We start from the raw sequence: 24,241 nt of genomic DNA, 5'->3' as shown, positions 1-24,241 counted from the left end.
CGCCATCGCCCAGCCCCGCATCCTGAAGCACCTGGCCGATCAACCGGTGCACGGCCGGGCTCTGCTCCGACGCCTTCAGCACGACGGTATTGCCGCACGCCAGGGGCATGGCGATGGCGCGCGTGGCCAGAATGACCGGGGCATTCCAGGGCGCGATACCCAGCACCACCCCGCACGGTGCGCGCAAGGCCATGGCGAAACTGCCAGGCACATCGGAAGGGATCACCTCGCCGGTGACCTGCGTGGTCATGGCGGCGGCTTCACGCAGCATGTTGGCCGCCAGCTTCACATTGAAGCCGTACCAGTTGGCCATCGCCCCGGTTTCACCGGCCGCAGCGATGAACTCGCCGGCGCGTGCCTGCAGCAGGTCTGCGCCGGCCAGCAGGCGGCCACGTCGCTCACTGGGCGCCAGTGCTGCCCACGCCGGGAATGCCGCGCTGGCGGCTGCCACGGCAGCATCGGCATCGGCCAGCGAAGCCGCGGCCACCTGCGATACCACTTCACCACTGACCGGGTTGCGTCGCTCGAAGGTTCGTCCATCGCTGGCGGGGCACGACCGCCCGCCAATCAGCAAAGGCACCTGCAACATGCTCATTCCTCTTGTTGTATTCATGGGCACTATTCGCGGGCTGCCGCCAGGGGCGGCGCGGCCCGCTGGCACTCAACGCTTGTAAGCCTGCAGGCCTGGCTTGATGCTCTTGTCGTCGAGGAACTGCTTCATGCCCTGCTCGCGCCCCCCCTCGGTGTCCAGCAGGCGGGACTGGTCGAGCTTGGCGTACAGGTAGTCTTCGTTCTGCTCCCAGGTCAGTTCGCGGCAACGCTTGAAGCCGTTCTTGGCGGCACGCAGCACCACCGGGTTTTTCTCCAGCAGGTTCAGCGCCAGTTCGCGGGTGGTTTCGCGCAGTTGCGCCAACGGCACGCTTTCGTTCACCAGGCCCATTTCGGCCGCCTTTGCCCCACCGAAGGTCTTGCCGGTCATGATGTAGTACAGCGACTGACGGTGGCCCACGGTGTCGGCCATGGCCTTGCTGACCAAGTTGCCGGGCGGGATGCCCCAGTTGATTTCCGACAGGCCGAACGTGGCTTCGTCGGCACAGATGGCCAGGTCGCAGGCCACCAACGGGCTGAAACCGCCGCCGAAACACCAGCCGTTGACCATGGCAATGGTCGGTTTGGCGTACATGCGCAGCAGCTTCCACTGCCACTGCGATGCATCGCGGCGGATTTTTTCCTGAAGGATTTCCGGCCCGGCGTCCACCTCGCGGAAGTACTCCTTGAGGTCCATGCCGGCCGTCCACGACTCCCCGGCCCCGGTCAGGACCAGTACGCCAGCCTCGGCGTCCTGCTCCAGGGTTTCCAGCACGTCGATCATTTCCCGGTTCAGGGTGGGGCTCATGGCGTTGCGTTTTTCTGGCCGATTGAGGGTGACCCAGGCAATGCCCGACTCCAGCTCGACTTTCACGGTAGCCCAACGGCCTGCGTATTTGCTCATGGTTCTGCACTCTTGTTGTTCGGGGTGATGCCTTCAAGCTAAGGGAGCAAATTAGTTATGTCAATTAACTATTATGAAAATTATCCTTTGCAGCACCTCAGCCCCCGCTCTTTTTCACCCGCCCTCCTCTAGCCGGATCCTGCCAAGGCAGGCAAACTAGGTAACTTTATTACCCATGCCCCAGGAGCCATTCACCCGATGGGAAGGTCTGCCCGCACCACCGATACCGCTGCCACCGCCGTTTCCGGGGCGGATATCTTGCTTGAAGACTTGATCGGTTATGCCCTTCGCCGTGCCCAGTTGAAGCTGTTTCAGAACTTTATCGGCCGGCTGGCTGCCCATGATCTGCGCCCGGCGCAATTTTCGGCACTGGCGGTGATCGAGCAGAACCCAGGGCTGATGCAGGCGGACTTGGCCCGCTCGCTGGCCATCGAGCCACCCCAGGTGGTACCGCTGTTGAACAAGCTGGAGGAACGCGCCCTGGCCGTACGGGTGCGCTGCAAACCGGACAAGCGCTCGTACGGGATTTTTCTCAGCAAGGCCGGTGAAGTACTGCTCAAGGAGTTGAAGCAGATCGCCAGCGACAGCGACCGGGAAGCGACCGCGGCATTGAATGACGAGGAGCGCGAGCAATTACTGCGCTTGTTGACCAAGATCTACCAGGCGTAAAACCTGTGAGCCGCGCTATCGCGGTGCTGCTGCCGGTAGCGCATGATCTGCAATGACCCGGTGTACTCATTGGGAGTACCCCGCAGTGCCGAGGGCGCCCCATGCACCTGATCCCTGGATTGACCGGGCAAGCCAACGCCCTGATAGGCGGCGCCAGCCAAGGCATCGGCCTGGCACTGTGCCAGGTGTTGCTGGCCCGCGACGATATCGACCTGGTGTGGGCGGTATCGCGCAGCGCCAGCTGTAGCAGCGCATTGCTTGCGCTGACGGCCGCACACGGCCAACGCCTGAGGCTGGTGGATTGCGATGCACGCGACGAGGCGGCCCTTGCTGCGCTGGCCTGCACGGTCAGCGCTGGCTGCAAGCACCTGCACCTGGTGGTGAGCACGCTGGGCATTCTGCACCAGCAAGGCGCCAAGGCGGAAAAATCCCTGGCCCAGCTGGACCTGGCCGGGTTGCAGGCCAGCTTCGTGACCAATGCCTTCGCCCCTATTCTCCTGCTCAAGCACCTGCTACCCCTGCTGCGCCAACAGCCGGCCACCTTTGCCGCGTTGTCGGCGCGGGTGGGGTCGATCGGCGACAACCGCCTGGGCGGCTGGTACAGCTACCGCGCGAGCAAGGCGGCGCTGAACCAGCTGTTGCACACGGCAAGTATCGAGCTGCAACGCCTGAACCCGGCGGCTACGGTATTGGCGCTGCACCCCGGCACCACCGATACAGCGCTGTCGCGGCCGTTCCAAAGCAATGTGCCGCCGGGCAAGTTGTTCGAGCCGGCGTTTGCCGCCCAGTGCGTGATCGACCAGGTAAGCCGGACAGGTCCAGCCGACAGTGGCAGCTTCTGGGGGTGGGACGGCCAGCGGATCCCGTGGTGAGCCGCTTCGCGCCGTAGGCCCGGCCCGCGCGGCATGACCTTGCAGGCACGCCACAGCCTTGACCCCGGCCCTTGCGCCGCCGCATGCTCGCAGGCTTGCCCCCACGCACAAGGAACGATTGCATGCTGCTGCAGCCCCTGGCCACCCACACCGAGCTGGGCCTGGGCCCATTCGCGCAATGACGCTGTTGTACCTGAAGCTAATCGTCACCCCTTTGCTGATGTGGGCCATTTCCCTGGCGTCGCGCCGATGGGGCGGCCTGCTGGGCGGGCTGTTGTCCGGCATGCCCATTACCTCGGCACTGGTCATGACCTTCCTGTGCCTGGAACAGGGCAGCACCTTTGCTGTAGCTGCAGTGCCTGGCGCACTGGGCGGCCTGGTGGCGGTGCAGGCGACGTACTGCTGCTTCATGTGGAGCACCCGCCGGGCAGCGCTGGTACCCGCCGTGCTGCTGGCGTTGCTGGCTTACGGCCTGGTGGCTTACGCATTTACCCACTGGGGCAACCTGCACCTGTCGGTGGCCGTAGCGCTGGTTCTGATCGGGGTGCTGATACGCGCCAGTGGCCGCGAGCCCAGCCCGGACATGCTGGCCCGCCCCAAGCACCGTTACTGGGAAATACCGCTGCGCATGGTGGCGGCGACCAGCCTGCTGATGCTGACCACAAGCCTGGCCGACTGGCTGGGCCCGGCAACCAGCGGCATGCTGGCACCGATACCGGTAATCGCATGGCCGCTGGTCGTGTTTGCCTACGTACAGAATGGCCGGCCCGGGATGGCCGCGATGGTGCGGGGCAATGCGATTGGCGCGGTGGGGGTGATCGCGTTCTACCTGGTATTGGCAGCACTGCTGCAAGCCTGGGGCGCCGCGGCTGCCATCGGCCTGGCAATCGCCAGTGCGGTGGTGCTGACCCTAGGGCTGGCCGCCGCATTACGGCGGCGCTGACGTTCAGCCTGCCACGCCAAAGGGTGGCGGGCTCACCCGTTGGCCTTCGTCACGCCACGTCGATCTGGGTCAGCCCCATTACCTTGGCCTGGGCCAGGATTTCTTGCGGGCTGGCATCAGCGGGCGGCATCAGCAAACTGTTCTCGCCGTCGCCGAAGTGCAGCACCATCAGGTGCAGCGCTGCCTGGTGCAGGGCAAGCTCGGGCTGTTCGAGTTCGAAGGTGTGGGTGCAAGGCTGGCCATTGAGTTGATAGCGGACCGTGTAGGCGTGCATAAGAACCTCTTGATTGAACAAGGACTCAATACCTGACCGGTCGGGCAGAAAATAATTCAGGTAAATAGCGGCCGCCTGGCCCATTGGGCCAAACGACCACCAGGTTGGCACTGCCCTGCGATTACTCGGCGCCCGGCGGAATGCCGTCCTTGTTCTTGTCTTTCAACCGGGCCTTCTCCTCTTCCGTGGAATGGGCTGGCACTTGGGTTTGCTGGTCTTTCTGCTGCTCGGCCATGGGCATGTCCTCTTCGATGGTGGCTGAACGATTACCGGCACTCGTCACGGTTGCTGGCGCTGCATCGTTTTGCGGTGCAAGGCGATGAATGGCGCCTCGGCAGGGTCGATGCGGTCCATTTCGGCCGCGATCCGGTGCCAGTAGGGATACTGGGGCACGATCCGCGTGGCCTGTTCCATCTGCTCCAGGTCTTCTGGCAAGAGCACCAGCTCGGTCGCCTGCAAATTGTCATGCAGTTGCTCGAAGCTGCGCCCCGCCGTGATCACGCTGGTGATGCCTGGGCGGTCCTTGAGCCAGGCCAGGCATACCCGTGCCGGCGAGCAGCCATGGCGCTGGCCGATGGTGATCAAGGCTTCGATGATGTCATAGGCCCGCTCGCGATCATGCACGTAGGGTTCTGGCCAGTCATTGCCCTGGCGGGTGCCCTTGGGGGTCTGCTGGCCGCGCCTCACCTTGCCGGTCAGCAACCCCTCGCCCAAGGGCCCCCACACCAGCGTTGCAACCCCTTGGTCGATGGCCATGGGCAGCAATTCGTACTCGGCTTCGCGCGCCTCCGGGGTGTAGTAGATTTGCTGCGAGACCGGCTGCTGCCAGCCATTCACGCGCGCGCTGCCGAGGGTTTTCATCATTTGCCAGGCGGTGTAGTTGGACGTGCCGAAGTAGCGGATCTTCCCGCTCTGCACCAGGTGGTCCAAGGCCGCCAGGGTTTCCTCCACCGGCGTCACGCCATCCCAGTTGTGTACCTGGTACAGGTCGATATGGTCGGTACCCAGGCGCTTGAGGCTGGCCTCGCAGGCGCGAATCAAGTGGTAACGCGACGCCCCGCTGTCGTTGGGGTTGTCGCCCATCGGGCTGCGCGCCTTGGTCGCGAGGATGATCGACTGGCGCCGCTGGGCCAGCGCCTGGCCAACGATTTCTTCGGCAAGGCCGTGCGAGTACAAGTCGGCCGTGTCCACCATATTGACGCCGGCATCGAAGGCCATGTCGAACATGCGCCGTGCCTGGTCGACATCAACGCTACCGGTTTTTTCGAATGCGCCACGGCCGCCGAACGGGACCGTGCCAACCACCAGCTCCGAAACCAGCAGGCCAGTGTTGCCGAGTGCGCGGTATTTCATGGGCTACCTCCATTGCATAAGACATGCAATACCGACGGCCCATGGTGCTGAAACGTTCAATCAGGTTGGCCGAACCCGGCTGGGACAAGCGACCACGCGCCAGGCCAGCCTGGTATTCAGAACACCGACCAGCCAATGCGTGCGCTCAGCAACTCCAGCGCGGCCATGCCGGCCAGCGAGTTGCCCGCCACGTTCAGCTCCGGCGACCACACGCACACGCTGAACTGCCCCGGTACGATGGCGACGATGCCGCCGCCCACGCCACTCTTGCCCGGCAGCCCTACCCGGTAGGCGAAGTTGCCTGCCTCGTCATACAGGCCACTGGTGGCCATGATCGAGTTCACCTGCTGGGTCTGGCGACGGCTGAGGATTTGCTGACCGCTGTGCTTGCAAAAGCCGTCGTTGGCCAGAAAGCAGAATGCCCGCGCCAGGTCCAGGCAATTCATGCGCAGTGCGCAGTAGCTGAAGTAACTGCGCAGCACCGTTTCCACCTCGTTGTGGAAGTTGCCAAACGACTGCATCAGGTAAGCCATGGCCGCATTGCGCGCGCGGAACTGATACTCCGAATCGGCGACGCGGGTGTCGATCTGGATGTGCGGGTTACCGGACAGGCGCCGGACGAAATCGCGCATCGACAAGGTTGGCGCGGCGAAGCGCGACTGGTTGATGTCGCAGATGACCAAGGCCCCTGCGTTGATGAACGGGTTGCGCGGGCGCCCGCGCTCGAACTCCAGCTGCACCAGCGAGTTGAATGGCTGGCCGGACGGCTCATGGCCAAGCCGCTCCCAGATCGCTTCACCCGAATGGCCTATCGCCTGAACCAGGCTGAACACCTTGGAAATGCTCTGCACCGAGAACGGTTCCAGGGCGTCGCCTGCACAGTAGTGACTGCCATCGTTGCTGTAGACGGCGATGCCCAGTTGCTGGGCCGGCACGTCGGCCAGCGCAGGAATGTAATCGGCAACTTTGCCCGTGCCGATCAAGGGGCGTACTTGTTCAAGGATCTCGTTCAACAGCGTTTGCATGGCGGGCCCTGGTTCAGTCCCCCTCGACGACGGCGGGGGTCGCATTCTTGACGCCGAGTGCGTGAAGGAAATCACACATTTGGCAACAAACTCCCCCGTCGGCGCCGTGCGGCCTGCAAGGCCTGGGCTGCCGCCATGCTCAAGCCTGCGTCAGCTCAATGCCTCACGGCTGTGCTGGCCGTCGACCAAGCGCTGCAGCCCCAGCGGGTTGGCATTTTTCAGCGCATCGGGCAGCAGCGCATCGGGGTAGTCCTGGTAGCACACCGGGCGCAGGAAGCGGTCGATGGCCAAGGTGCCGACCGAGGTGCCGCGGGCATCGGAGGTGGCCGGGTAGGGTCCACCATGCACCATCGCTTCGCACACTTCGACACCGGTGGGGTAACCGTTGAGCAGCAGGCGCCCTGCCTTGCGCTGCAGCAGCGGCAGCAGCGTGGCGAACTGCTGGAGGTCTTGCGGCTCGGCGATCAGGGTGGCGGTGAGCTGCCCGTGCAACGCTTGCACGGCGCGGCGCAGCTCGGCTTCGTCGGCGACTTCGACCAGCACCGTGGCAGGCCCGAACACTTCTTCCTGCAGCAGTTCGTCACCGTTCAACAGCAGGCTCGCATCGGCCTGGAACAGCTGCGCCCGGGCCTGGTCGCCAACCTGCTCGGCACCGGCCAGGTGGCGCACGCCTGGGTGCTGGTGCAGGCGCTGCACGCCACTGGCATAGCTGCGCAAGGTGCCGGTATTGAGCATGGTTTGCGCGGGCTGGTCGGCCAATTGCGCAGCCAGCGTTGCAGTGAAGGCGGTGAATGCCTCACCGGCAATGCCAATGACCAGCCCGGGGTTGGTGCAGAACTGCCCACAGCCCAGCACCACCGAAGCCGCCAGCGCCTCGGCCACCTGCCCGCCGCGCGCGCGCAACGCCGCGGGCAAGACCAGCACGGGGTTGATGCTGCTCATTTCGGCGAACACCGGAATCGGCTGGGGGCGTGCTGCCGCCAGGTCACACAGGGCACGCCCGCCCTTGAGCGAACCGGTAAACCCCACCGCCTGGATGGCCGGGTGGCGCACCAACGCTTCACCCACACCGCTACCGTAGACCATGTTGAACACCCGGGCAGGCATGCCGGTCGCCTGCGCCGCCCGCTCGATAGCCTCGCCCACCTGCGCGGCCGTGGCCATATGGCCGCTGTGCGCCTTGACCACCACCGGGCAGCCAGCGGCCAGCGCTGCTGCGGTGTCACCGCCGGCAGTGGAGAACGCCAGGGGGAAGTTGCTGGCACCGAACACGGCTACCGGCCCTACGCCGGTGCGGTACTGGCGCAAGTCCGGGCGTGGCAATGGCTGCCGGTGTGGCTGGGCGCGGTCGATGCGCGCCGCCAGGTAATCGCCGCGGCGCAGTACCTTGGCGAACAGGCGCAGTTGATTGCTGGTTCGGCCGCGCTCGCCCTGGATGCGCGCAGCAGGCAACGCCGTTTCGCGGCACACCGTGGCGATGAAGCTATCGCCCAACGCGTCCAGCTGGTCGGCAATGGCATCGAGAAACTGCGCGCGACGCTCGGGTGCCATGCCGTTGTATTCGACGAATGCCGCTTCGGCGGCCTCGGCAGCGGCGGCCACCTCGCCAGGGGTGGCCTGGGTGAAGACCCCCGGCAAGGCTTCGCCGGTGCGCGCATCGAGGCTTTGCAGGTGAACGCTGCCAGCAGCGCTGCGCTGGCCGCCAATGAAATTGCTTGCAGACATGGTTGACTCCTGTAACAAGAAATAAGGCCTTGCCCTCACAGGCTTTTCACCAGCCCCGGGCGAACCTGCCCGGGCGCTGCGGTAATGCCGTTGCGCAGCGGCTGGCCAAAGGCGTCGAGGCTGATTTCGAAGGTATCGCCCGGTCGGGCCTGGATGCCGTCGGCGAACGACAGTGTGGCGGTGCCGAAATAGTGCACATGCACATCGCCAGGGCGCAGGAACTGGCTGTATTTGAAGTGGTGGTACTCCAGGTTCTCGAAGCTGTGGCACATGTTCTGCTCGCCGGACAGGAACGGCTTGCTCCACAGCACCTGGCCATCGCGCAGAATGCGGCTGGTGCCTTCGAGGTGCGCTGGCAACGCTCCCAGGCGAAGCTCCGGGCCGAAACTGCAGGCGCGCAGCTTGGAATGCGCCAGGTACAGGTAGTTGCGCCGCTCCAGCACATGGTCGGAAAACTCGTTGCCCAAGGCGTAGCCAAGACGGTACGGGGTATTGCCCGGGCCGATCAGGTACAGCCCGACCAGCTCAGGCTCCTCGCCGGCGTCTTCGGCAAAGGCCGGCAGCGGCAGGTCGGCGCCGGGGCGCACCACGATCGCGCCGTCGCCCTTGTAGAACCACTCCGGCTGCGCACCCTCCTCACCCGCTGGCGGCCGCCCGCCCGCCAGGCCCCACTGGAACATGCGCATGCTATCGGTCAAGGTACCTTCGGCCTGTTGCTGGTGCATTTTGTCGCGGGTGGCGGCGCTGCCCAGGTGGGTCAGGCCGGTGCCGGTGACCAGGCAGTGCGCCGGGTCCGGGTGGTCCAAAGGTGGCAGCACACGGCCCTGGGCCAGCAAGGCCAGGTAGTCGTGCCGCTCACCCAGCCCAGCGGCCCGGACTTCACTGGCCAGATCGCGGCCGGCGGCAATGGCCTGCAAGGCCAGCTCACGGGTGCTGCTGACGCCCCGCACTTCAAGGGCGTACTCGCCTTCCACCACGCCCACATGGCGCGCGCCGGCGGCGCTTTCGAATTGAATCAGTCGCATGGTTGATGTACTCGCTTGTCGGTTGCAAAGTTCACCGGGCGCCTTCGGCGGCCCGCGCGGAAGCCAGGCGTTGGCGACGCTCCAGGCGGTTGTAGACGACGCCGGTGAGCAGCACGCCGAACAGCATCACCAGGGCAAGGAAATACAGCCCCGAAGACAACTGCCCGGTGTGTTCCTTGAGCGCGCCGATACCGAACGGCCCCAGGTAGCCGCCAAGGTTGCCGATCGAGTTGATCAGGGCGATGCCTGCGGCTGCGCTGGCACCTGAAAAGAACCGCCCAGGCAGCGTCCAGAAGATGGCCGTGCAGGAAAACAGGGCAAACGCCACCACGCACAGCGCGGCCAACTGCAGCACCGGCACCGTCAGCCAGGCACTGAGGAACAGGCCTATGGCGCCCAGCGCACACAGCAGGCCCAGGTGCCCGTAGCGGTCGTTTAGGCGGTCAGAGCTGCGGGGCATGATCAACAGGCCGATGATGCCGAACAGGTACGGCACCGCCGAAACGAAACCCGTGACCAGATCGCTGCCGCCAAACTGGTGGATCAGCGTTGGCAGCCACAAGCCGAGGCCGTAGATGCTCAAGGTGACCGGCAGATAGAACAGCGCCAGCAACAGCACGCGGCCGTCCTTGAGCGCATGCAGCGGGTTGCCATGGCGGGTCTGGCCAAAATCACGCAGGTCGTTGGCCAGTTGCTCCTGCAGCCAACTGCGTTGTGCCTCGCTGAGCCAGCGCACCTGGGCAGGCCCGTCCGGCAGCAGGCGCAAGGTAGGCCAGGCGAGCAGCACCGCCGGGGTGCCGATGCAGATGAACAGCCACTGCCAGCCATGCAGGCCGTAGCTGCCCTCCAGCCCCAGCAGCGCGCCGGAAAGCGGCCCGGTGATCAGCATGGCCAGGGGCTGCGAGAGGATGAAAAAGCCCAGGATCTTGCCGCGATGCCGCACCGGGTACCACTGGGTTATGTAGTACAGCACCCCCGGAAAGAAACCCGCCTCGGCGGCGCCGAGCAAGAAGCGCATCACGTAGAAGCCATTGGGCCCGGTCACGAAGGCCATGCCGATGGTGATTGCACCCCACGTCACCAGGATGCGGGAGAACCAGCGCCGCGCGCCAAAGCGGTCGAGCAGCAGGTTGCTCGGCACTTCGAACAGAAAATAGCCGATGAAGAACAGCCCGGCACCCAGGCCATAGGCCGCGTCACCCAGGCCGATGTCGGCGCCCATGTGCAGCTTGGCAAAGCCCACCGCCGAACGATCGACGTAGGCCACCAGGTAAAGCAGAACCAGAAAAGGGATGAGTTTCAGTGTGATCAGGCGGACAAGCCGCTGCTCCTGAATCATGGCGATGTCTCCAATTGTTCTTGTAATGAGCACAGCACCCGGCCGGGGCTTTTTGGCAGACCGCTAACCTGGCGACAGGATCATATAGTAATACTATTTGCAGCGACAAGCCTTCACATGCGCGATTTCACGCAGTACAGTAAGGCAATAAACGACAAATAGTAATACTAATAAGGTCTCCCGATATGTCTGACGCCAAACGCCCCCTGCGCTCTGCCCAATGGTTCGGAACCGCCGACAAGAACGGCTTCATGTACCGCAGCTGGATGAAGAACCAGGGCATTCCGGACCATGAATTCCAGGGCAAGCCGATCATCGGCATCTGCAACACCTGGTCGGAGTTGACGCCGTGTAACGCGCATTTCCGCAAAATTGCCGAGCATGTGAAAAAGGGCGTGCTGGAGGCTGGCGGCTTCCCGGTGGAGTTCCCGGTGTTTTCCAGCGGCGAGTCCAACCTGCGCCCCACCGCCATGCTCACCCGCAACCTGGCGAGCATGGATGTGGAGGAAGCGATCCGCGGCAACCCGGTGGACGCCGTGGTGCTGCTGACAGGCTGCGACAAGACCACCCCGGCGCTGCTGATGGGCGCTGCCAGCTGCGACGTGCCGGCGATCGTGGTGACCGGCGGGCCGATGCTCAACGGCAAGCACAAGGGCAAGGACATTGGCGCCGGCACCATCGTCTGGCAGATGCACGAGGCCTACAAGGCCGGCCAGATCGACCTCAACGAGTTCCTTTCCGCCGAAGCTGGCATGTCGCGCTCGGCGGGCACCTGCAACACCATGGGCACCGCCTCGACCATGGCCTGCATGGCCGAGGCGCTGGGCACCTCTCTGCCCCACAATGCCGCCATCCCGGCAGTGGATGCCCGCCGCTATGTCCTTGCCCAACTTTCCGGCATGCGCATTGTCGATATGGTTCGCGAAGACCTGCGCCTGTCGAAAATCCTCACCCGCGAAGCCTTCGAGAACGCGATTCGCGTCAACGCCGCCATCGGCGGCTCGACCAACGCCGTTATCCACCTGAAGGCGATTGCCGGGCGCATTGGCGTAGACCTGCAACTGGAAGACTGGACCCGCGTTGGCCGCGGGACACCGACCTTGGTCGACCTGCAGCCATCGGGCCGCTTCCTGATGGAAGAGTTCTATTACGCCGGTGGCTTGCCCGCGGTCATCCGCCGCCTGGGCGAACATGGCCTGCTGCCCAACCCCGGCGCGTTGACGGCCAACGGCAACAGCCTGTGGGCCAACTGCCAGGCCGCGCCGTTATATGACGAAGCAGTGATACGCCCGCTGGCCAACCCACTGGTGGCCGATGGCGGTATCTGCATCTTGCGTGGCAACCTGGCGCCCAAGGGCGCGGTGCTCAAACCGTCAGCCGCCACCCCGGCGCTGATGCAGCACCGTGGGCGCGCCGTGGTGTTCGAAAACTTCGAAGACTACAAGGCCCGCATCAACGACCCTGAACTGGATGTAGACGCCAATTCGGTACTGGTGATGAAGTACTGCGGGCCCAAGGGCTACCCGGGCATGGCCGAAGTCGGCAACATGGGCCTGCCGGCGAAGTTGCTGGCCCAGGGCGTAACCGACATGGTGCGTATTTCGGACGCACGCATGAGCGGCACTGCCTACGGCACCGTGGTACTCCATGTGGCGCCCGAGGCCGCAGCAGGCGGGCCATTGGCCGCAGTGCGGGAAGGTGACTGGATCGAACTGGACTGCAAGGAGGGCCGGCTGCACCTGGATATCAGCGCCGAGGAACTGGCCGGCCGGCTGGCCGACCTGCAAGCCCCGCCGCAGTTGATCACCGGCGGGTATGCCAAGCTGTACCTGGACCATGTGATGCAGGCCGATGAAGGCTGCGATTTCGACTTCCTGGTGGGCTGCCGAGGGGCAGCGGTGCCCAAGCACTCCCACTGACCAGCCGCACCCCGCAATGAAGGAGCGGGCTCAGCCGCGAACACCGGCGAAGCCCGTTCCACCCACCACGCTGTTTCCCGCCGAACCAAGCCAAACTGCTGCAGCCTCGCCAAAAGGCCGCCGCCCATTCACTGATGTTATGATGCTCCCCCCGCTTGAAGGACCACCCGCGCCCCCCATGAACTACCGCCAGCCCTCCACGCGCAAGAGCATGCACACCACTTTGGTACAGGACCTCGGCCTGCAGATCGTCTCTGGCCAACTCGCGCCCGGGCAGAAGCTGCCCAACGAGGCCAGCCTGTGCGAAAGCTACGCGATCAGCCGGCCCGTGTTCCGCGAAGCGATGCGTGCGCTGACTGCCAAAGGCCTGGTCGAAGCCCGCCCCCGGGTCGGTACCCTGGTGCGGCCGCGCCATGACTGGCACATGCTTGACCCAGACGTGCTGCACTGGCTGATGCAGGCCACGCCGCAGAAGGACTTTTTCAATACCTTGTCCAGCGTACGCTGGGTCATCGAGCCCGCTGCCGCCGCGCTGGCCGCCACCAACGCTACGGCCGAAGATGTGCAGTCGATCAGCGAAGCGTATCAACGCATGGAAGCCGCGCGCACCCATGAAGAGCGGCTGCAACCGGACCTGGACTTTCACGCACGCATCGCCGACGCCACCCACAATGACCTGCTGGCTTACCTGTGCAACATGTTGTCCATGGCCCTGCGCGAATCGGTGCGCTATTCCAACCAGCGGCCAAACTTCGACCAACTCGCCCTGCCCCGGCACAAGGCCATTTTGACCGCCATCCAGAATGGCGACGCACTCGGTGCACGCCATGCCTCGCTGGTACAGCTTGAGGATGCCCGCGTGGCGCTGAGCAAAGTATTGGGGCAGGACCCGACCAGCTAAGGCAGAAGGCCGCCGGGTGCTTATTGCAGGGCGGCCTTGGGGGGCACGGCAGACACTCCTGTTTCGGCTATCTGCCGCGCGCGCATGCTGCCCCAGGCCAAGGCACGAACCAATGAGCGCTTCGGCCAACAGTCGTAGGCCTCTTCGTGCAATGCCATCCCGGAACGGGCATACACCCCCAGGAACATCTGCGTGATCCCGCTGCGCGAAAGCCTGACCTGTACATCGATCCGGCTGCCGTCTGCCAGGGTTTCTTCATGGCTGCGATGGTTCAGCGCAGGGTCGACCCACGCCCAATACACGTTACCCCTCATCCGCATAGCGCCTCCAGCGATCGAAATTGGCTGTACCCCAAGCCGTGCGGCTTACCCTACTTTGGGATTAAACCGATACAACTGGATCGACCGCCGAGCGTGCGTATGTGCTGCAATTATTTATGGGCCGCATTTGCCGTCAATTGGCCTGGGTGCGCTGCGTGCACGCTCAGCCCTGGCAACCTGCAAGGGCCAATGATGAACAAGATATGAGAAAGATGAGACCGTGCGCGATGCCGCTGCGCTGAAGCGACTAAGCGGTCAACGCAGGCAATTGGCTTGATAGCAGCTCAGCGGCCGTAGCATTGAGAATGGCTGGACTCAGCTTGTCTCTGAGGACCCACTTGCAAGCCACGATCTCATTGCGAGCCACGGGTTTTTCCTGATCATCGACGTGCGTGGTGAACACATGGTGAATGGTTGACCCCAGCTGAAGGGTGCACAGGTGAAAGAGACCGTGGCCTTCAATGGACGTTTCCTCTTGCAGCTCCCGCGCAGCCGCTGCAACAGGCGACTCGCCCGGTTCGATAACGCCGCCGGGGAAGTTCCACTTCCCGCTTTTTTTCCGTACCAGCAAGATCCTGCCGCTGCGCAGGCAGAGGACCGTTGCCCTGTCTTTGATCTTGGCTCCGCGCGCCTTCTTGTCCCGCATACACACACTCAGCTCGTCAGTAGGTCCATGTCCGTATCGTTGCAGCCAATAGAGACTTGCTTCCTGAAGACTCACTTCGGTGACGACTCGTTCACCCTGAACGGCACAAATCACAGGCTGAGCACGTTATTTTCACCTCATTTTCACGCCTGCAGAGGGACAATCAAGCCATCCCCATGTGAAACACCTCTAGCCCGACTAGCAGCGGGCTTTCTTTTGCCTGCAAGAAATAGAAGTCCCGGCCTTACTGGCATGGCGTGCCCCCGAGGTGATCCAGAAGCGTCAGAACCGAACGAGGTATGATCACTAACCTTGTACGTGCAATCGACGAATAGGGCTGATGCACAATGGCTGTCCATTGCAGAGGAGACAGCATCATGAGGCCATGGATCGGGATCATCATCGCAGCGGTGATAAGCGGATGTGGAACCGTGCGTACGGTATCGAATGAGTCGAAGGCAGTGGGCGATCTGGCTGAGTGGAACTCCTATTGCCCAGCCATTCCACGGATGTATAGCGGTGTAGCCTACCAATTTTGCAATTTGACCGGCCCTGAGAGAACTGGGGCCCATTCAGATCCGTACCAGATTCTGGTCGATATGGCGATGTCGGGCATTGCGGACACCGTTATGCTGCCCTACACCAGTTACCAGCAATACAAACTCGGCAATATGGTTGTGCCAAGCATAAGCCCACAAATGCCCCAGTCACCGGCTCAAACCAGCCTTGCGCAGGAGTGAGCGGTGCGCCAGGCGAACGGCCGTAGTGCAGCACTGCGGCCGTCTCGACGCTGGATAGATCAGGATCTGCCGCGGATGGCCTCGAGGCGATCCCGACCAGCCTGTGTGATGGCGTTCTCCCCTTCATCGCTGATGCGATACCGGCCAGACGCCATCTTGGCGATTGTGAACTGGACCAGACCGCTTTCGGATAGGGCTTCGCCCGCTTCGAAGCTCATTGCCTGTTCCAGGTCGAAGATTTTGATCTCTCCGATTTTGTAACGGGCGAAGGCTACCAGCGCGTTATCCAATGCTTGTTGGCTGATCTTTCGAGCGACTTCCATTCGACCTCCCAGGTCATGAGAGTCCCGGTCCGTGGGATTGGCGACAACGCACCGGGGGGGGTTGTTGAAGGCGGACCGTACTATGCAACCAGGGAAGTCGCTACTGGCTTTCCATCCATGCTGGATGGGTGGGCAGGTCATGGAGCACAACGGGCCGTCACAGCAATACATCGGCTTTTTTGCCGAACGAATGCCTGTAGCCCCGGCAGAACGCCCCCCACTCTTCGCCATCCCAGCCTGACCGACGCTTGACCTGCCGCAAGTCATGGCGGGCGGCCTGTTTGGCGCTGAAGCGCTTTCTGGCCTTTTCCAGGTCTAGCAAGGCGACAGCCACGCCTGGCGCCCTGAAATCGACGAAGACATGTTTCAGATACAGGCAACCGTGCTGCCACTTTCCAAGATTCAGCTTGCCAAGTGCTCGGCCATAGGCTTCAAGAATTTCGAGATAGCGATGTTGCCCTAGCGTTTTTTCCAGCTGCCGGGCACGGAAGTCTTCGAGCGACACATAGCCCTCCAGCGCCGCCGTGACCATCACGGCCTGCCACTCTCCCTGGTGTTTATGAATATGGCTGTACACAAGCTCGGGCGTACCCACCCCCAGCGCTGCGGCGGCACACACAGCCTTTGCCTCGCGTGCAACGGTTGGGTGGCCGAAAGGGTGACGCAGGCTTCGATAGACATGCCCGACCTGCTGCTTTTTATAGAACGTCAGCCCACCCAGCTCCACCCGCAACACACCGCTCTCACCTCCCCTGCGGACATTAGGCGGCTCTACCCACACGCCTGGAGCGTTGAGAACATCAGCCAGCAGTAACTCGCCAAGCTTCACATCGGTCGGATTTGCAGTCACGGAACACCTTCACGCTTGGCGCCAATTTGGCTGAAATATCTTGAAAACAACAGTGAAAGTATATGGAAATCGACGGGAAATCAGGGTGGCAGAACTGACACAACACCTATCCATTCGGCCAACACTTACGAGCTGCGGCTGGAGAGCTCGTGGCCTGTGCAGCATGCGCTTGCTTGCGAGCGATGAAGCCAGACCAGGCCCTGGAGTTTCGATCGCGGCCAAATCACATCGTTCAGGTGGCGTGCCTATCCGACCTTGCGTGGCGACCGGACCGCAAAGCGGTCGCCAGCTCTCCAACGCCGTTCAGCAATCCCAGACTCAAGAAAAAATCAGCATTTCTGACAAAAATTCCCTTTCGCTCCCACCCCCGCCAAACACCACCAAGCCAACCTTGCTGCAGCTTCACGGCTTCATCAGCGGCTCGATGCCGATCCATTTCTTCGCCGGGTGATAACACAACTGCAGTGGCGGAATCGCCACTGTGCGCCCCTGCACCTGAAAGCTGCCCAGGTGAATGGTCCACTTGGAATCAGCGTTCAGCTTGTCCGTCTGGAAGATCACATACGCCGAGCCGTAGCGCTTGTTGTTGGTGAGCTTGGGAATCATCCGGTGCACTTCATCGCTGTTGATGTCGTACGGGGACGGCCTGGCAGCCCGCTCATTCACTGAGGGATAGTCGTAGATATCGTTGCGGCCCACGTACACCTCGGGCCGCGCATTCAGGCGCGAGCCGTCTTCGAAAATGATGTAGGCCTGGCGGCTGTCGTACAGCACAGGAATCGGCGGTTCACCACGTTTTGAGTCGGTGGACGGACGCTGGCGGTCCTTGTTATAGGCGATCATCTGCACGAAGAATTCTGGGCGTGGGTATTCCTCGCCTGGGTACTGCACGTGCAGGCCTTGCTCGTAGCGCTTTTCACCCCACTGTGCCGCGTGGTCGTAGAGGTAGGTTTCCAGGTAGAGGGTGGTTTCGCCCTGCGGGCCTGGCACTTTGAACTGGAACTCGGATTCGCAAAGGTCCGCGTAGGCGGCGCGTTCGCGTTTCCAAGGGAGGCACGCGGTGAGTGAGGCTGTGGCCAGCAACAGCAGGAGGGAGGTGGCGCGCTTGAGGTTGGTCATGACCTGCCTTGGTCTGGGTGCGATGGAGAGCAGTTTCGGGGGATTCGAGGGCGGAAGTCCATGGTGACCGTTTGCCATCATCGGGACATGACTGGATACAGGGATGGGTGGGCGGTTTGCTTTTCGAGAGGTTTGTTGGGTTGGCAGAGCAGTGAACACTGCGAAAATTGACGGCGAATGCGGGGAAAGCATCAGAAAAAAGAACTTACTTGTAGGGCATTTCCCAAAGATACTCGCTGCGCCTGATTTTCGTTGCACACGCAAATCGCGGGACATAGTCTCGATCCGTCGCTGCCAATTCAGCGACCGACCTTGACGGGCCGCTGATTGTTGTTCGTGTGCATACGCTTATGGCGGCTGCACGTACGGGCACATTGTGTGCGCCGAGTGCCAACAATCTCGGTCCGTCAACCTACGTACAGCTGCCACCCTTCCTGCTTGACGGCTAACTGGTGTGCGGCTCAACCATTGTTGGAGCGTGAGCATGCTGAAGATAGTCCCTGATCCTCCCCTCAAAACTCTCTGCCTTGAAGACACCTTGATCCAGGCGACGGAATACGCGCTATGCGCTGCGACCGTTGTGCATCAAGCAATACTGCTGCAGCCCAAGTCGCCAGTCTCGATTCTGATGATGACCTCGATGCATGAATTGGAGACGCTGCGCGCTTTGCTTGAGTCCGCGTTGGCTCAGCTGCAGGTGCCCACCGAGCCCAGCACTTCGCACTGAGGCCTAACTGATTGTGCCGCCTCGGCATGATCCATCAGTGGCAAGCCAAGTCCCGACAGTTAACTGACCTATGTCACAGGCCTTGGCGCTTGTGAACAGCTGTGTCGTTTGTTGGCAATAAGGCCAGCCCAGTTACTTGAGATTTCGGGGAGATTGAACAATGTCTACAGAAGAAACCAGATTCACCGTTGGCAAAACTACCTTTTACCAAGGTACGAATCAGACCCATCCCCTCTTCCGCATCGAAGCTGGCATCCCGTGTCAGAGCGCCCGTGAGCAGGCATCGGAACTGATGGGTTATGCACGGGATATGACCTTAGACGGTTTGATGGAAGACAAACCGCAGCTGATATGGGCTTCGCACTATCTCTGCGCCATGGCGAAAGCGCTTATGGATGACGCCGAGCTGGGAATGATGCGCTGACTGATCAAGTCCTCCACGAATGTCTTCGAGACCAACATCAACTACCGGTCTCGAAGGCGATCCGACATTACGACCTAGCCGGAAAAGCTGGGTGCAGAGTCCGCTGTAGGGATATCGATTAAGTCGTTGCCCGCATTCTTACCTACACCGAATCGTTAACCCATCGCCCGCGTAGCATACCTTTCAACTCCTCAATACCTGGAGTCATGTCCCGCTTGCGGTGCACCACCGCCCACGACTTAATCATTAAAACGTTGTCCGGGGTCGGTTGGGGACACAGCGCAGGCCGTCAACTTGACCGCACATTTTAATTTAGCAATACGCTGATATCTAACGGATGTGGACTCAGATCCCCGGCTTACCAGATCGCTGTTCAGGGATACATTGTTCCGTGTCTAGTCCTGAAATAGGTTTACACCTGTTCAGGTAGGCCGATAGGCCTCAAAACGCCCGATGCACCGTATCGGGCATTTTGTTTTTCAGAGCCATGTGAGGCCGCTCTGCGTTGTAGATCTGCACCGCCTCATCGACCATCTGCCTTGCTTGCTCCAGGTCTTCAGGACTGCTCAACAGCAGCTCCGTCTTGAGGATTCCGTTGATTCGCTCGGCCAGTGCGTTCTGATAGCAGTCATATCCATCTGTCATCGAGCACTGAACCCAATGCCGCTGATGAAGTGACTGGTATAGCTCCGAGCAATATTGGATGCCTCGATCCAAATGGTGGACTAATGGCTGGCGACGACGTCGCTTGCGTAGTGCTTGCTTGAAGGCTTGCGCTACTGACTAGGCATGCAGGCTTTCATGGACGTGGTGGCCAACAATTTTCCTGGAGTACGCGTCCGTTACCAGGCTCAGGTACAGCGGGCCGTTACGTGCGGGCAGGTAAGTAATGTCGGCAACCCAGACGTGCTCCGGTCTTATTGGGAAATTGCACCTGACTTGACCAAGCGTTTGCATCCCACTTGACCACCTGTTTGCATTCGACTTGACCAGCCATTTGCATCGGATGTGACCAGCGCACGGGAACGTCTTGACCAGCAGAAATCGGCCCATTGCGAACGGTTATTCAACCAATTCTAGCCGCGGCCAGCCCGCCTGGTAGCTGAAGGCTCGATAGCCAGTCTCCACCACAGCAACTTTAGGTCGAATGACCGCCAGACAGGAGAAAACGCAAAGGAGTGCCGTCGTTGGCGTCGCAAAGCATATGGATCTTGGTGGTCAAGCCGTCACGGCTGCGACCTAAAGCATGATCGGCAGGTTTGTCAGGCCCCTTTTTCCCGGCGCCAGAGGAGGCTCGGGTTGCGCGCAGAGCAGTGGAGTCGATCATACAGGTTTGTCTCGAAACCGTTGATACACCTTTGACCACGGGCCGAAGCGTTCCGGCATATCACCATGCAGCACCAGAGCAGAGCACCCAGAGCACGCGATCGAGCATCAGCCGATCGCTCAGGCGCGGGCGCCCTCGGCCATGGGTTTCGATGATGAGATCGGAGACCACATCCCACGCCTCGTCCGAGAGTTCGTAACGCTTTGCCATCACAGAAATCCTTTCCGTAGATGGCGGAAGACTCTACAAAATCTCTGCGTTCAAGGGGCGACGATTGGGCTAGGCTCTCCAACAGTGGAATGACGACTGTGTACTCATGGACTGCGACGCTGCCACAGGTAAAGGACACTTCGTGATCGTCGACTGGTTAGCGCCCGCTTCAGGAGGCGTGATCGAGCTGTAACTTTAAATTGCATGTCCGACCCGGAGCGAGCTCGATCACACAGAGTAATGTGTGTCTGCAGAATTTATATAAGAAACAATTAAAAACACTTAGAAACGGGAAGGCTGCTATGACAAACGAGATTTCTATTTCATTAGACGATGCTAGGCGCCATGCATTAACAGCCCAATGTTTTGGATCTCAGATTCAGAAATCAAATATCAGCGCGATAAGGACATTAACGCAGAGACTGGGCGCCTTGCAGCTAGATTCTGTTAATGCTCTGATTCGTTCACACTATCTTCCTTTATACTCGCGTATAGGACACTACAATCGAGAAAGCCTAGATTTATTAGCTTGGGGGGATGCCCCCGAAAGAGGTTTGTTCGAATATTGGGGACATGAAGCGTCGCTAATGCCTCTTGAGTTGTATCCATTTTTTCGTTGGCGAATGCAGCGGGCATCGAAAGGGCGTGGAATTCCTCGAGAACTGATTGATTTTGGGATGAATAACAGAGGATTCATTCGACAGATATGGAGTCTAGTGAGCGCGCGCGGTCCTACCGGAACAAGTGATCTAACTCGTCGAGGGACTCCAGCTGGTAAATGGTGGGACTGGAGCTTGGAGAAGCTCGCACTTGAATGGTTATTCGCAACAGGCGAACTGACAGTAGCACGCCGCCGTGGATTTGAAAGACTATACGACCTTCCGGAGCGGGTTATCTCAGCGGGCATATTGAACATACCTGAGGTCTCAGAGCCAGAAGCCCATCGATATCTATTGGCATCCGCGGCTCAGGCGCTAGGCATTGCAACCGAATCAGATCTTCGCGATTATTTTCGCCTAGACCTACAGGATGTACGTTTACGGCTATCAGAACTTGTTGAAGAAGGCCTGCTAACTAAAGTCCATGTTGAGGGGGGGGGGCAAAGCCAGCATGGATAAGAACCGGATGTTCGCATGCCAAGACTGATAAAGCTAGCTCACTACTATCACCATTTGATTCTCTAATTTGGAACAGAGAACGCACAGAGCGCTTGTTTAACTTTCGCTATCGACTAGAGTTTTACGTACCAGCAACCAAGAGAATATATGGATATTATGTCATGCCTTTTTTGTATCTCGGCCACCTAGTAGGGCGGATTGACCTGCGCGCGGATCGCACACTTAATTGTCTAGCGGTATGGGGTGTACATAACGAGAAAAATGGATTGTCTGAGGAGGCATTAATTGAGCTATCTATCCAACTAGAATCTATCACGATATGGCTTGACCTTTGCAGCGTAAGGATATATTGCGAAAACCCTGTTGCTTACAGGTTGCGCATGATCTGTCAGGATGTATTTTGTAATATTCGTTTGGAGCACTCATAACACATCTAGTGTGGTGCAGAGCAGGAATCAGAAAATTGTTAGTTACCTCCAAGCATGCATCATTTATGTTCAACCTCAGCACATTGACCTCTACATACAGCGGCTATTTTATTTCCATCAACGTCTCGGATATAAGCAGCGTAAAAGTCATGCTGATAATATGGTCGAAGACCAGCCCCCCCCTCACAAAACCCACCAAACTCAAGTGCGGTCGAATGAAATTCACGCACTGCCTCCCATGTGGGAGCCTTGAGGGCAATCATAGTACCGTTACCTGCCGTCGCTGGCTTACGGTTATATGGGCGGCATATCCAAAGGGCATGTTCATAACCATCAGGGGTATAAAATCCCCATCCAGCCCAGCCATCCCAGCTCTCTGAATCCTCTGTAATGCATCGGCGAAGCCCCAGGGTGGCGAGCACAGCGTCATAAAATTTCGTGGCCTTGTCCAGATCCCTAACACCCAAGCATATGTAGTTAAAAATTCCTGTATCCATAATAATCATTGAGTTTTTTCGGTTAAGCTAATCCCAATCGCTGCAGTAGTCACAGCAAGTATTGAGATGAGCATTACTGATTCCAAGGGCTGAGACAAAACCAGGAACGCGATTAAAGTTGCTGCGACAGGCTCAAGTGAAACGAGCACTCCGAAAGTCCGAGCACTCATACTCCTAAGTGCGAAACACTCTAAAGAAAGTGGCAAGACAGTTGAGAATGCGGCCATCAAAAACTCTGCAAAGATCACTGATGGCGATATTATTACACTGTCGGCTTGACTAAGCAGGAATGGTAGCGTTAGCAGAGTTGCAAAGGCCATTCCAGCCATTAGACCAGACTCGCCCTCGAATAAGCGGGATATAACTGGTGAGAGTAGAATGAATGCTGCCCAAAACACTGCAGACAAGAACGCAAAAAGCAGACCAAATTTATCCAAGGACGACTCAAAACCAGGCGACGCTAAAGCGATACCCACAATTGCCATTCCGATGAAAATAAAATGAATTGGCCTTCGTGACATTATGACAGATAAAGTCAATGGCCCCATAAATTCTATAGTAGAAGCAATTGCCATAGGTATACGTTCTACAGCATAGAAGAACGTCAGAAACATACCTGATATTATCAGTCCGAAACCAAACGCGGCAGACCATGCGTTGAATGTCTTCGGCAGACTGTACTTTAGAGAAAAAACACCGAGCATCAATGTTGAGAAGAAAGCATTAAAAAAGGCAGCCCCACCAGCTGGAATGGCATGAAACATGAGAATAGCGATAGCCGTCCCAACTTGAACAGAGGTAATCGATAGCAGAACCAAAAGATGCGGGGGGAACTCAAGCTTGGTTCCTCGTGCCTTTATTTGTATATCATGACTTATAATTCTATATTATCTACAAGAACCCAGCCCTCAACTCCGAACCCATTAAATTGCGTAGTAATAAAAGGAGAATATGTTCCAAGCATACCAAAAAACAACATAATCTCCAGGCTTAATAGTTTCCGGAAGACGATATTTTCGCTTAATCATATCAGAGCTGTCACAGGTTGGCCCAGTGAGTCGCCAATCTCTATAGGTGGCGATAATAGATCTTCCTGCTCGGTCAAATACTGAAACAGGAAACTTGCAGTCAAGGAAATTAACCTCAGAGAGCCCCCCATAAATACCATCATTTAAGTGAATCAACCCCACATTATTTTTCACGGCTATAACTTTAGATACAACTGCAACAGAGCTTGCAGATACAGCCCACCCAGGTTCGCAACGTAAGTTTACATCTTCTAGAATAGTGCCAGCAAGGCTGCACTTAATGAAATCAACATAATTGTCAAAGCCTAGTTCACTACCTTCATATCTTGCTGGAAATCCACCTACGCTGCAATTTCTTTATGCATTGGAGTAGCAACTACACCACCAAATATAACTTTACTCCCTGGTGAAACCCTTTTTATTGCATCTGCTATTTCATACGCAAAAGGAAGGTTTGGAGTCATTGGGGAGAGCAAATATACATCCCCTCGACACTTCTTTATTGCTTGTTCAATTTTATCGCTATCTATTCCCAGTCATGGTGCATTCTGAAGCATATAGGTCCATGGCTTCCAGCGACGTAAAACCTGCATCTACTAATACACCAGCCAACCAAGTCATCCAATGAGGTAATTCCCAGAGGACGTTTTTCATTTGGCGTAAACCCGGATGGGTAGCATGATAGCGAATATCAAAATTCCTCCAGAACACCTCTCTCTCTGGAATGCTTACTGTCGCCATTGGTGTGTGAACAAAAACTATATGCATAGCACTGTATCCTTGTGCAAGATAGATGACTTACTCGTGTAAAAAAGTACCGACCTCCAATAAAATAGACCTCTCGCGATCGCACCCTAGCGAGAGAGCGACGTATGCCTTAGCGCTGCCAAGAGCCTAAAGATATATAGAGGATGGACTGCTTCAGAGATAGGCAAGATTGAAGCCTC

At 59.2% G+C, this 24,241-nt stretch carries 26 protein-coding genes and 3 pseudogenes; 9 read left to right on the top strand and 20 right to left on the bottom strand.

The genetic code is table 11. From position 1 onward, the window contains the following. Both APH30_RS09855 and APH30_RS09850 read right to left on the bottom strand, forming a co-directional pair. Window positions 1-589 (bottom strand): aldehyde dehydrogenase family protein (locus APH30_RS09855; RefSeq protein ID WP_156326419.1); only part of this gene is annotated, 589 nt, incomplete at its 3' end. A 72-nt stretch (window positions 590-661) separates the two neighbouring features. Next, complete coding sequence (locus APH30_RS09850) at window positions 662-1,492, bottom strand: p-hydroxycinnamoyl CoA hydratase/lyase (protein ID WP_009685852.1); 831 nt, start codon at window positions 1,490-1,492, stop codon at window positions 662-664. A gap of 198 nt (window positions 1,493-1,690) precedes the next feature. Between APH30_RS09850 and APH30_RS09845 the strand changes: the two genes are divergently transcribed. From APH30_RS09845 to APH30_RS09835, 3 genes are all read left to right on the top strand, one after another. Then, window positions 1,691-2,161, top strand: coding sequence for a MarR family winged helix-turn-helix transcriptional regulator (locus tag APH30_RS09845; protein WP_054912412.1), 471 nt, complete (start codon window positions 1,691-1,693; stop codon window positions 2,159-2,161). A 101-nt stretch (window positions 2,162-2,262) separates the two neighbouring features. Next, window positions 2,263-3,033, top strand: coding sequence for an SDR family NAD(P)-dependent oxidoreductase (locus APH30_RS09840; protein WP_054912411.1), 771 nt, complete (start codon window positions 2,263-2,265; stop codon window positions 3,031-3,033). 178 nt (window positions 3,034-3,211) lie between these two features. Next, window positions 3,212-3,976, top strand: a complete 765-nt coding sequence (locus tag APH30_RS09835) for a hypothetical protein (RefSeq protein WP_054912410.1) — start codon at window positions 3,212-3,214, stop codon at window positions 3,974-3,976. Between the two features lie 49 nt (window positions 3,977-4,025). On the opposite strand, the gene APH30_RS09830 is transcribed toward APH30_RS09835, so the two are convergent. From APH30_RS09830 to APH30_RS09805, 6 genes are all read right to left on the bottom strand, one after another. Continuing rightward, window positions 4,026-4,250 carry a hypothetical protein gene (locus tag APH30_RS09830; RefSeq protein WP_054912409.1) on the bottom strand — a complete coding sequence of 75 codons (225 nt, stop codon included), beginning with the start codon at window positions 4,248-4,250 and terminating at the stop codon, window positions 4,026-4,028. A gap of 279 nt (window positions 4,251-4,529) precedes the next feature. After that, window positions 4,530-5,603, bottom strand: coding sequence for an aldo/keto reductase (locus tag APH30_RS09825; RefSeq protein ID WP_054912408.1), 1,074 nt, complete (start codon window positions 5,601-5,603; stop codon window positions 4,530-4,532). A gap of 116 nt (window positions 5,604-5,719) precedes the next feature. Further along, window positions 5,720-6,628, bottom strand: coding sequence for a glutaminase B (gene glsB, locus APH30_RS09820; protein WP_054912407.1), 909 nt, complete (start codon window positions 6,626-6,628; stop codon window positions 5,720-5,722). Between the two features lie 150 nt (window positions 6,629-6,778). Beyond that, a complete protein-coding gene (locus tag APH30_RS09815; RefSeq protein ID WP_054912406.1) occupies window positions 6,779-8,353 on the bottom strand; it encodes an aldehyde dehydrogenase (NADP(+)) in 1,575 nt (524 codons plus the stop codon). Window positions 8,354-8,388: 35 nt separating this feature from the next. Continuing rightward, on the bottom strand, window positions 8,389-9,378 hold the full coding sequence (gene araD1 / locus APH30_RS09810; protein ID WP_054912405.1) for an AraD1 family protein: 990 nt from the start codon (window positions 9,376-9,378) through the stop codon (window positions 8,389-8,391). Window positions 9,379-9,409: 31 nt separating this feature from the next. After that, on the bottom strand, window positions 9,410-10,717 hold the full coding sequence (locus APH30_RS09805) for an MFS transporter (RefSeq protein ID WP_054912404.1): 1,308 nt from the start codon (window positions 10,715-10,717) through the stop codon (window positions 9,410-9,412). Between the two features lie 185 nt (window positions 10,718-10,902). On the opposite strand from APH30_RS09805, the gene APH30_RS09800 reads away from it, so the two are divergent. Together APH30_RS09800 and APH30_RS09795 are read left to right on the top strand one after the other, a co-directional pair. Next, window positions 10,903-12,636 carry an IlvD/Edd family dehydratase gene (locus tag APH30_RS09800; RefSeq protein ID WP_054912403.1) on the top strand — a complete coding sequence of 578 codons (1,734 nt, stop codon included), beginning with the start codon at window positions 10,903-10,905 and terminating at the stop codon, window positions 12,634-12,636. Between the two features lie 178 nt (window positions 12,637-12,814). Beyond that, on the top strand, window positions 12,815-13,537 hold the full coding sequence (locus tag APH30_RS09795; protein WP_009685864.1) for a FadR/GntR family transcriptional regulator: 723 nt from the start codon (window positions 12,815-12,817) through the stop codon (window positions 13,535-13,537). A gap of 20 nt (window positions 13,538-13,557) precedes the next feature. Here the strand turns inward: APH30_RS09795 and APH30_RS09790 are convergent, their stop codons facing one another. Next, the gene (locus APH30_RS09790) at window positions 13,558-13,857 is read right to left on the bottom strand and encodes a hypothetical protein (protein WP_054912402.1); all 300 of its coding nucleotides are present in this window, start codon (window positions 13,855-13,857) and stop codon (window positions 13,558-13,560) included. A 247-nt stretch (window positions 13,858-14,104) separates the two neighbouring features. Beyond that, window positions 14,105-14,503, bottom strand: a complete 399-nt coding sequence (locus tag APH30_RS09785) for an NUDIX domain-containing protein (protein ID WP_054912401.1) — start codon at window positions 14,501-14,503, stop codon at window positions 14,105-14,107. A gap of 377 nt (window positions 14,504-14,880) precedes the next feature. Between APH30_RS09785 and APH30_RS09780 the strand changes: the two genes are divergently transcribed. Then, on the top strand, window positions 14,881-15,243 hold the full coding sequence (locus tag APH30_RS09780; RefSeq protein ID WP_054912400.1) for a YceK/YidQ family lipoprotein: 363 nt from the start codon (window positions 14,881-14,883) through the stop codon (window positions 15,241-15,243). 59 nt (window positions 15,244-15,302) lie between these two features. Here APH30_RS09780 and APH30_RS09775 read toward each other — a convergent pair whose 3' ends face one another. From APH30_RS09775 to APH30_RS09765, 3 genes are all read right to left on the bottom strand, one after another. Continuing rightward, window positions 15,303-15,566, bottom strand: coding sequence for a hypothetical protein (locus APH30_RS09775; protein ID WP_009685869.1), 264 nt, complete (start codon window positions 15,564-15,566; stop codon window positions 15,303-15,305). A gap of 157 nt (window positions 15,567-15,723) precedes the next feature. Further along, window positions 15,724-16,416, bottom strand: coding sequence for a lipopolysaccharide kinase InaA family protein (locus tag APH30_RS09770; protein ID WP_256221985.1), 693 nt, complete (start codon window positions 16,414-16,416; stop codon window positions 15,724-15,726). A gap of 402 nt (window positions 16,417-16,818) precedes the next feature. Further along, window positions 16,819-17,535 carry a hypothetical protein gene (locus APH30_RS09765; protein ID WP_054912399.1) on the bottom strand — a complete coding sequence of 239 codons (717 nt, stop codon included), beginning with the start codon at window positions 17,533-17,535 and terminating at the stop codon, window positions 16,819-16,821. Window positions 17,536-18,019: 484 nt separating this feature from the next. Here APH30_RS09765 and APH30_RS09760 point away from each other — a divergent pair, with 484 nt between their 5' ends. Together APH30_RS09760 and APH30_RS09755 are read left to right on the top strand one after the other, a co-directional pair. Then, window positions 18,020-18,262 (top strand): hypothetical protein, encoded by a 243-nt coding sequence (locus APH30_RS09760; RefSeq protein ID WP_054912398.1) that lies wholly within the window; start codon window positions 18,020-18,022, stop codon window positions 18,260-18,262. A gap of 160 nt (window positions 18,263-18,422) precedes the next feature. Beyond that, window positions 18,423-18,686 (top strand): DUF3077 domain-containing protein, encoded by a 264-nt coding sequence (locus tag APH30_RS09755; protein WP_054912397.1) that lies wholly within the window; start codon window positions 18,423-18,425, stop codon window positions 18,684-18,686. Between the two features lie 441 nt (window positions 18,687-19,127). On the opposite strand, the pseudogene APH30_RS27790 reads toward APH30_RS09755, so the two are convergent. Further along, window positions 19,128-19,610: pseudogene (locus APH30_RS27790) on the bottom strand (IS3 family transposase); the annotation flags it as partial. Window positions 19,611-19,827: 217 nt separating this feature from the next. Beyond that, a pseudogene (locus APH30_RS09745) lies at window positions 19,828-20,223 on the bottom strand (transposase); the annotation flags it as partial. Between the two features lie 302 nt (window positions 20,224-20,525). Here APH30_RS09745 and APH30_RS09740 point away from each other — a divergent pair. Then, a pseudogene (locus APH30_RS09740) lies at window positions 20,526-21,769 on the top strand (winged helix-turn-helix domain-containing protein). 59 nt (window positions 21,770-21,828) lie between these two features. Here the strand turns inward: APH30_RS09740 and APH30_RS09735 are convergent. From APH30_RS09735 to APH30_RS28700, 5 genes are all read right to left on the bottom strand, one after another. Next, the gene (locus tag APH30_RS09735) at window positions 21,829-22,275 is read right to left on the bottom strand and encodes a VOC family protein (RefSeq protein ID WP_256221984.1); all 447 of its coding nucleotides are present in this window, start codon (window positions 22,273-22,275) and stop codon (window positions 21,829-21,831) included. Continuing rightward, entirely contained in the window at window positions 22,272-23,030 is a 759-nt protein-coding gene (locus tag APH30_RS27785; protein WP_156326417.1) for a DMT family transporter, read from the bottom strand. Before APH30_RS27785 ends, APH30_RS09735 begins: the two co-directional genes overlap by 4 nt. A gap of 159 nt (window positions 23,031-23,189) precedes the next feature. After that, window positions 23,190-23,552, bottom strand: a complete 363-nt coding sequence (locus APH30_RS29945) for a hypothetical protein (RefSeq protein ID WP_371262822.1) — start codon at window positions 23,550-23,552, stop codon at window positions 23,190-23,192. 83 nt (window positions 23,553-23,635) lie between these two features. Further along, entirely contained in the window at window positions 23,636-23,770 is a 135-nt protein-coding gene (locus tag APH30_RS29940; protein ID WP_371262821.1) for a hypothetical protein, read from the bottom strand. 46 nt (window positions 23,771-23,816) lie between these two features. Then, entirely contained in the window at window positions 23,817-24,062 is a 246-nt protein-coding gene (locus tag APH30_RS28700) for a hypothetical protein (protein ID WP_156326415.1), read from the bottom strand. Window positions 24,063-24,241 lie beyond the last annotated feature (179 nt).

It is taken from the genome of Pseudomonas sp. NBRC 111127, from assembly GCF_001320345.1.
Taxonomy (GTDB): domain Bacteria; phylum Pseudomonadota; class Gammaproteobacteria; order Pseudomonadales; family Pseudomonadaceae; genus Aquipseudomonas; species Aquipseudomonas juntendi.
The sequence above is the reverse complement of the archived record's forward strand: the minus strand, read 5'-3'. Positions and strand labels throughout refer to the sequence as shown.

What these genes read in the sequence shown, in the direction of transcription:
- APH30_RS09850 (WP_009685852.1), bottom strand. Translation starts at nt 1,492, where the DNA reads ATGAGCAAATACGCAGGCCGTTGGGCTACCGTGAAAGTCGAGCTGGAG.
- APH30_RS09845 (WP_054912412.1), top strand. Translation starts at nt 1,691, where the DNA reads ATGGGAAGGTCTGCCCGCACCACCGATACCGCTGCCACCGCCGTTTCC.
- APH30_RS09840 (WP_054912411.1), top strand. Translation starts at nt 2,263, where the DNA reads ATGCACCTGATCCCTGGATTGACCGGGCAAGCCAACGCCCTGATAGGC.
- APH30_RS09835 (WP_054912410.1), top strand. Translation starts at nt 3,212, where the DNA reads ATGACGCTGTTGTACCTGAAGCTAATCGTCACCCCTTTGCTGATGTGG.
- APH30_RS09830 (WP_054912409.1), bottom strand. Translation starts at nt 4,250, where the DNA reads ATGCACGCCTACACGGTCCGCTATCAACTCAATGGCCAGCCTTGCACC.
- APH30_RS09825 (WP_054912408.1), bottom strand. Translation starts at nt 5,603, where the DNA reads ATGAAATACCGCGCACTCGGCAACACTGGCCTGCTGGTTTCGGAGCTG.
- glsB (WP_054912407.1), bottom strand. Translation starts at nt 6,628, where the DNA reads ATGCAAACGCTGTTGAACGAGATCCTTGAACAAGTACGCCCCTTGATC.
- APH30_RS09815 (WP_054912406.1), bottom strand. Translation starts at nt 8,353, where the DNA reads ATGTCTGCAAGCAATTTCATTGGCGGCCAGCGCAGCGCTGCTGGCAGC.
- araD1 (WP_054912405.1), bottom strand. Translation starts at nt 9,378, where the DNA reads ATGCGACTGATTCAATTCGAAAGCGCCGCCGGCGCGCGCCATGTGGGC.
- APH30_RS09805 (WP_054912404.1), bottom strand. Translation starts at nt 10,717, where the DNA reads ATGATTCAGGAGCAGCGGCTTGTCCGCCTGATCACACTGAAACTCATC.
- APH30_RS09800 (WP_054912403.1), top strand. Translation starts at nt 10,903, where the DNA reads ATGTCTGACGCCAAACGCCCCCTGCGCTCTGCCCAATGGTTCGGAACC.
- APH30_RS09795 (WP_009685864.1), top strand. Translation starts at nt 12,815, where the DNA reads ATGAACTACCGCCAGCCCTCCACGCGCAAGAGCATGCACACCACTTTG.
- APH30_RS09790 (WP_054912402.1), bottom strand. Translation starts at nt 13,857, where the DNA reads ATGCGGATGAGGGGTAACGTGTATTGGGCGTGGGTCGACCCTGCGCTG.
- APH30_RS09785 (WP_054912401.1), bottom strand. Translation starts at nt 14,503, where the DNA reads ATGCGGGACAAGAAGGCGCGCGGAGCCAAGATCAAAGACAGGGCAACG.
- APH30_RS09780 (WP_054912400.1), top strand. Translation starts at nt 14,881, where the DNA reads ATGAGGCCATGGATCGGGATCATCATCGCAGCGGTGATAAGCGGATGT.
- APH30_RS09775 (WP_009685869.1), bottom strand. Translation starts at nt 15,566, where the DNA reads ATGGAAGTCGCTCGAAAGATCAGCCAACAAGCATTGGATAACGCGCTG.
- APH30_RS09765 (WP_054912399.1), bottom strand. Translation starts at nt 17,535, where the DNA reads ATGACCAACCTCAAGCGCGCCACCTCCCTCCTGCTGTTGCTGGCCACA.
- APH30_RS09760 (WP_054912398.1), top strand. Translation starts at nt 18,020, where the DNA reads ATGCTGAAGATAGTCCCTGATCCTCCCCTCAAAACTCTCTGCCTTGAA.
- APH30_RS09755 (WP_054912397.1), top strand. Translation starts at nt 18,423, where the DNA reads ATGTCTACAGAAGAAACCAGATTCACCGTTGGCAAAACTACCTTTTAC.
- APH30_RS09735 (WP_256221984.1), bottom strand. Translation starts at nt 22,275, where the DNA reads ATGATTATTATGGATACAGGAATTTTTAACTACATATGCTTGGGTGTT.
- APH30_RS27785 (WP_156326417.1), bottom strand. Translation starts at nt 23,030, where the DNA reads ATGTTTCATGCCATTCCAGCTGGTGGGGCTGCCTTTTTTAATGCTTTC.
- APH30_RS28700 (WP_156326415.1), bottom strand. Translation starts at nt 24,062, where the DNA reads ATGCATATAGTTTTTGTTCACACACCAATGGCGACAGTAAGCATTCCA.